At 41.6% G+C, this 7,068-nt stretch carries 4 protein-coding genes; 1 reads left to right on the plus strand and 3 read right to left on the minus strand.

What is annotated here, in order from left to right; all coding sequences use genetic code 11:
- Position 1: 1 nt before the first annotated feature.
- The 3 genes from GPLA_RS22660 to GPLA_RS22670 form a co-directional block, all read right to left on the minus strand.
- Positions 2–2,620, minus strand: coding sequence for a sensor domain-containing phosphodiesterase (locus tag GPLA_RS22660; RefSeq protein WP_007107375.1), 2,619 nt, complete (start codon positions 2,618–2,620; stop codon positions 2–4).
- A gap of 108 nt (positions 2,621–2,728) precedes the next feature.
- On the minus strand, positions 2,729–3,127 hold the full coding sequence (locus GPLA_RS22665) for a c-type cytochrome (protein ID WP_007107376.1): 399 nt from the start codon (positions 3,125–3,127) through the stop codon (positions 2,729–2,731).
- 328 nt (positions 3,128–3,455) lie between these two features.
- Positions 3,456–4,295, minus strand: coding sequence for a DNA ligase (locus GPLA_RS22670; RefSeq protein WP_007107377.1), 840 nt, complete (start codon positions 4,293–4,295; stop codon positions 3,456–3,458).
- 537 nt (positions 4,296–4,832) lie between these two features.
- On the opposite strand from GPLA_RS22670, the gene GPLA_RS22675 reads away from it, so the two are divergent.
- Entirely contained in the window at positions 4,833–6,401 is a 1,569-nt protein-coding gene (locus tag GPLA_RS22675; RefSeq protein ID WP_007107378.1) for a Fic family protein, read from the plus strand.
- The last annotated feature ends 667 nt before the right edge of the window (positions 6,402–7,068 follow it).

The raw sequence follows: 7,068 nt of genomic DNA on the forward strand, positions 1-7,068 counted from the left end.
GTTAGGAAGAAATTGAAATTGCGCTTGGGGCTTCTAAGTATTCACCTTGACCTAATTCACATCCTACAGAACGCAGTAAGTCAGCCTGTTCTTTATCGCTAATACCGGAGGCGATGAGCTTAAATTTAAGATGTTGTGATATGGCTAAAACCGATTGGATCAGCTTCAGGTTACGCTCTGAACGAGGAATGGTTTTAACAAAGCGATGATCGACTTTGACAAAATCAAAGGGGTACGAGTACAAGTAACTCAACGACGCTAATCCACTGCCGAAGTTATCCAGCACAAGTTTTATACCGCAGCGCTTCAAATGCTTAATGGCAGGTAAACTAAACTGAGAACGGCGATTCAAATCGTTTTCATCAAACTCGAAGATTAACCGTTTAGGATCGATTTGCTTGTGCTTAATGTCTTGTATCAGTTGTGCTGCTGCTTCGGTTTGTGTCAGATAATGAATGGATAAGTTAACCGCAACCTTATAATCCTTATTTTTCGCATAGGGGCTAAGTTGCTGGCTTAACATAGCGCAGGCCGCTTTGAGCATGTAGTTATCCATTTCGACAACGAGTCCGCTGTGCTCGGCAATTTGCCAAAAACTATCGCGATCCATCACGCCCAATCTAGGGTGCATCCAACAGACGCGACATTCGTCATATAAGTGGCTACCGTCTCGCATATCAAAAACGGGATGAGAAAAAACATCAAAAGCCTCATTCTTTAAGGCTTTGCGAAACTCGCTTTCAATTTCCAGTTCTTCAAGTAACTTATTGCGCATGGTTAAATCAAACACCACGTATTGACCACGCCCTTGGGATTTTGCTTGATACATAGCCGCATCTGCATCTCGCACGATTTCGCTGGCGGATTGATAACCACTTTCAAGGTAAGCAATACCAATACTGGCACCGGAGAAAATCTCTCGCCCATCTAGCAAGAAAGGAGCCGCGATAGAATTAATTATGCGCGTTGAGATTACTTCCACGTCGTCTGGGGTGTCGAAGTTATCTAATAAAATAACGAATTCATCTCCCCCTAGGCGTGCGAGTAAATCATGCCCACGAATGCAATGTGCAATGCGGCTTGCTACTTCAATCAGAAATGAATCACCGGCGTGATGGCCAATGGTGTCATTAATTTGCTTAAAACGGTCTAAGTCGATAAACACCACAGCAAAGTTATTCTGTGGATAACGTTTTTTATTGGCCAGAGCTTGACTCAAACGGGCGTTGAACATGGTGCGGTTTGGCAAATCGGTTAACGCATCATGATGAGCATCATGTACCAGCTTTTGCTGGATGGCTTTGCGCTCTTCAATTTGTTTCTGCAGGTATTGATTGGCTTTGTTGAGCTCGTCTGTGCGCTCTTTAACCTTCTCGGTTAATCGCTGATTATAAGCCTGTATCGCGTCTGAAGAGCGTTTACGCTCTAAGGCTACAGCAATATGGTGTGACACAAACCGCAGCAACTCTAAGTCGCGCAGTGAGTAATGTTCATCTTGGCTATAGCTTTGTATGGCAATGACACCGGATATCTCGCCGTCGACCACTAAAGGGGAGCCCAGCCAAGAGTTATTTTGCTCGAGCATGTTTTTTGCAGTAACCGCATCAATCTCGTTATTTGCCGTTAACTCTTTTACTCTCGAGGGGTTAATTAATTCTGCGCTGCCGGAACGCAGCACAAATTCAGTAAGACCAAGGCCTATTTCTCTGGATGCGATTAAGGTATTTATTTCATCTGAGTAATAGGGGAACTCAAGACGCTTAGTGTCAGTGCTGATGGTGGCAATGTAACAGTTTGGAGCGCTAATTAACCTGGCGATGACTTCGTGCAGAGAGGCATAAAAGTCAGCCATATTACCGTCAACCGAGGCTGACAATTCAGAAATTTCAAAAAGTGCGTTTTGTAGCGACTCGACTTTTTGCCGCTCATTTATTTCTTCTTGAAGTTCTTCGTTAATGCTTTGCAGTTGCTTGGTGCGCTCGCGTATGGTTTGCTCATTCATTTCACGGCTTTTAACCCGATCAACTGTATTGACTATATGCTGTGACACAAACAGTAAGATATCTAAGTCTTCTTGGTTATAGCGTATGGACTTATCGTAGCTTTGTACCACCATAGCACCAATCACTTGATTGCCACGTTTGAGCGGCACACCTATCCAGTCTACGGGCCCAGAACCAATCTGTTTAACGTTAATCTGTTTAAGTTGTGCGTCCCGAGTTTCTTCGGTTAGAAATAAATGGTTGCCGGTACGTAAAATGTAACCAGTAAAACCTTCCATTAATTCGCTCGCTGGAATTTGCCGTAGCGTTACTTCGTCGAACTGGTCGACGAAGTAAACAAAATCGACCACTTCGTTTAGGGCGTCGTAAAAAGCTACGTAGAAGTTTTGCGCGTTCATGAAACGTCCGATGATGTCATGAATGGCGGGATATAAACGAGATAATTCACCCACTGAACTGGCAAGTTCAGAGATATCAAATAGCGATTTTTGAATGGCTTCGGAGTGCTTATATTTTTCGGTGAGTTGCTGCAACTGAGGGATCAGTTCGCGTAACTCCTCGATTGATAAGTTGTCAGGAATATTGCTAATTTCAGTACGGGATAAGAACGCGTGCACAAACAGTCTATTTATAATTATTTTTATAATGTAAAAATAAACTATTGTTCACAAAAAGGCCACCCTAAGGTAGCCTTTTTGTGAACAATTTTTCATCAAAACAACTAATTACAAACCTTCGATCATGTGTTCGATGGCTGCTTTAATTTCATCGTCTGAACAATCACCACAAGTACCACGAGGTGGCATGGCGTTGAATCCGTTTATGGCATGTTGCCAAACGGTGTCAAAGCCTTTTTCTAAGCGCGGAGCCCAGTCAGCTGCATCTTGGAACTTCGGTGCACCCAGAACGCCTGAGCTGTGGCAAGCAACGCAAGATTTTGTGTAAACGTCAGCACCGGAGCGAGGTCCGCCCGCTGATGCGGTTTCAGCTTTAGCGCCAGCAATATGTACTTTGCCCACGGGTGCAATACGTGATTTTATGTCGTCATCAGAGTTAACTGCAGCTTGCGCCGTGAAAATCGATGCTAAGCCAACAAACATGCACAATAAAATTTTACGTTTCACTATTTTCTCCACGTCAGGGGGTAATCCTGTTGATCTTTACGGATAATATTCTAAATCGGATTATAACGACTAATTAAGTGTGAACAACCATTTATAGCGATCCATGTTAGTAAAGCCCTCTCTATCGTTCATTTAGGCACAGGTAATTTACGGATTGCCAAGCAGTAATAACAGGATTCTTATCAATATAAACTTCGCCGGATAACACGGGTTAAAGCGTTCGCTTCTGTAATAATACGTGGAGTAAGCAACTGATTTATTGCAGCTGTCGATTGGGTCATAAGAGGCAAGTCTTTCCCATGGACAGAGCATAGAAAAGCATATTGGCCTAATTTTCTGGTTTTTGACGCAGGTAACTGGCAAATTTCGGTATGCCGTTTATCGTGACATCGTAATACTTGAAAGTAACAACTGAACCAATGGCGGGGGGATGTTGACGTTCATAGTCTGAAAACCCACTGCCAATTTTGAACGTTTTACCGTTTCGCATTCGTACACGTACTGAGCCCATCATACCTAAGTACTTTCCTTTGCCGGGTAGGTGCTCAAGCACAACGGCCTCTGCATCTTGGTGTTTTTTAAGTTTAAGCACCTGGTCGCTACGTGTGGCCAAGTATTGCGCGTTTTGATGGTGCAGCATGAGGCCTTCGCCGCCTTTCTTGATGATCGCATCAAGAGCTGCCTTCAAAGCAGCTTGGCTAGCATATCGCTGTTGAGGAATAACCTGTAAATGGGATAAATTTGCCGCGATCGACAGCTCCTTTAACATGCGTAAACGTTCACTAAATGGCCCTGGATACTCGGGTAAATCAAACAGCATGAACTTTACTTTATGCCAGGTTTCGCCTGGTTGCTGGCGAAGTACCACTGAAGCGGTTTTTTCAAAATGCCTGCGAGCAATCCACAGTTCGCCATCTAAGGCTTGGATTGGGAAACCACGAGTAAACCATTGGGGGGCTGATATTGTATTGCCCGAACGGGTGAGAAGTTGCTTTCCATTCCAGCGTGCGCGAATGCCATCGAGTTTTTCGCTGACTAAATAATCATTAATATCGATGCCTTCATGATAGCGGTTAGCGAGTTCTATTGCTGGACGGGTTTGGCTCATCGCCACTAAGGAAAACAATGAGGCAAGACAGAAATAAAAGACGAGCAGGGGGCGAGACATATTCAAACCTTCCTTGGATAAGCACTAACCAAAAGCCTAGTGCAAATTTTTGCTACCGCACTCTAAGGACGTAAAACCAATTCGGTGTAATACTCGATTTGAAGGATTGTACGCGTGAGTTGGCGGGTGGATTTTATGCCTTAAAGTGTAAACATACTTGTTCTAGGACGGGACAAATAATTGTGCCCGGAGGCGGAATGGAACCACCGACACGAGGATTTTTAATCCTTTTCAGGCTGCCAATAACGAATATTGCTTATTTTAAGGGGCTGTAGAGGAGGGGGTATGACAAAACGGGTGTCAAATGGGGGGAACGTAAAAATCGTCTCAGCAATATGGAAATGATTTTTTCGGAAATCAAACTAGAAATGTGTTTTTATAAGTGATAATTTAAATTCTAATTAAAAAGTTAGTTTCGTAAGTGGAATTTCAAAATATAATTAAAAATATAGATTTAAGGCAGGAGAATAGGCCTTGAATAGATAATATGCACTATTTCACTTCAAGAATATAGCTCCCATAACTGAATTACCTAAAATGACCCCTGTTGGATACACATTTCTTAATAAATATTACAATCTACTCTTACCTAAATTGAGCGTCGAAGTATATCAAGATGCCAGTTTTGACTCTGAGAAAATAGTCAAGTATGGGGCCTCTAAGCGACTAGTTTTGCCAAAGTCTCGGAAGAACCTCTCTACACCATACGATAATATGGTGGCTGCAATTAAGCACCAAGGAATTCGTTTACACTTTTTTGCAGTTATATTCAAAGTTGTAGACGAAAACGAGTTGACTGCTTTTATCGCTAGTAAGCCTATGGCTCAGCATACACGAGTTATTTGGTATTTATATGAATGGCTAACAGGCAATACGTTGAATTTACCAGCTCTGAATTCAGGTAACTATGTTCAGCTATTTGATCCAAAATATTACTTCACATTGTCTGATGGTGTTCGAGATAAACGAACTAGGGTCATTAATAACGCTATCGGAACGAGAGATTTTTGCCCCACAATTCGCAAAACGCCTGAAATACTGACACTAGCGAAAACCGATGTTTATAAAACCGCATATGAAGAAGTACAGAAATTGGGTAAGTCAATATCAGCAGATATAATTGGTCGCTCAGTTAACTACCTTTATACGAAAGAAACGCGTTCCTCCACGGAAATTGAGAACGAACGACCTGACAAAAAAAGGATGCAAAGGTTTCTGAACGCGATAAAAAATGCAGGCTTATTCGAGCTTTCGAAAGATAAGCTTATAGATATTCAGAACCAAATAGTGGCTGATAGTGTGCGCGCTTCTGATTATAGAGAGTGTGAGATTTACGTAGGATCTACAATACAGAAATACAGTATTGTAGATGAAGACGTTCATTATGTTGGTGCTAAGGCTGAGCATATTGAAAGCTTGATGGATGGTTTGTTTAAAACCCACGATAATTTGATGTTAGACGGCGAGGTTCCTTCACTTATCCATGCTTCTATTGTTTCTTTCGCAGAAGTGTATATTCATCCCTTTGACGACGGTAACGGAAGGATACATAGATATTTAATTCATGACGTAATGAAGCAAAGGGAGCCAGACCATAAGTTTATTATTCCTATCTCAGCAGCGATTTTAAAAAATACAGAGCGATATGATGAGGTTTTGGAAACTATATCCAAGCCTATTATGGCAATGCTGGATTGGGAGCTTGATGCCGAAAATGGAAATCGCATGGTCATAAATAATGATATCGAATTCATGTATAGATTCCCTGATTACACTGAGCACGTTAAGTTTGTTTATGAAATGATGAATTCGGCAATTTCGAGTGATTTAATCGAAGAGATTTGTTTACTTTTAGTGTTCGATGTTATCAAGACATCTATAAATAGAGCTGCCGATGTACCTAATATGAAGCTTGATACCTTGGTTTCTATAATCATCAGTGGTGGTGGGGCTGTGTCTAATAAAAAAAGAGGTCTATTCCTCAAATATTTAAGTGAGGAGGGATTAGCGGAGGTTGAGAAGGATTCAATGAAAATTATATCGGAGGTAAAAGACAAATTTAAAATCGATATTCAAGAGCTAGTGAATAAATCGGAGAAAGCTTAAGTTGTATATTTAATTCACAATTCTGTTTGCTTGCAAAAAGCATTATTGTGAGGACAGTGAACAATTCTAGGACTATTCAACGTACTACCTTCAAAGACGCACCAGGAAAGAATCATAATTTAGGGAGGTTTTTTATGCGGCTTTTGCTTTATATCAAGAATTCGTTCCAGACACAGCTAAAATAGTGACTATGGCTGACTTGAACGATAAATATATGGCTGAAAAATAGCTGCTTAAAGCGAAATCAGCTCACACCTATGAGCTGAAAATTGCACTTGGGCACTTTTCTCTTGTGGCGTAACACCTGGCGATATTGGGATCTATATTGAGCATCGCTCTAATGAAGCGTGCGTTCGAGCAAACCGTGAGCTGTCATTATTGTCAGAGATATTCAAAACAGCACTTCGGTGGGAATCAACACCACTAATTCAACTCGTGACGTAAAACGAAATTCAGAGACAGCGGCAAGGAAGGAGAAACGTGGCGAAAGATATGTTATCGCTGACAATATTTAATATTAAACCTGAATGTTTATTTATCGATACTGTCGGCAAAAGAGGAGGTGTCTTAACATATGAATGGTCGAAGGATTTAAGCGGCGTCATCAGGCGTGTGTTGGATTATTCGAGGTCGATTGGCTATAAGAGTGCTATTTCCTAATAAACCT

This window comes from Paraglaciecola polaris LMG 21857, from assembly GCF_000315055.1.
Lineage (GTDB): Bacteria > Pseudomonadota > Gammaproteobacteria > Enterobacterales > Alteromonadaceae > Paraglaciecola > Paraglaciecola polaris.

Coding starts and splice junctions, on each gene's coding strand:
- GPLA_RS22670 (WP_007107377.1), bottom strand. CDS start 4,295: ATGTCTCGCCCCCTGCTCGTCTTTTATTTCTGTCTTGCCTCATTGTTT.
- GPLA_RS22675 (WP_007107378.1), top strand. CDS start 4,833: ATGACCCCTGTTGGATACACATTTCTTAATAAATATTACAATCTACTC.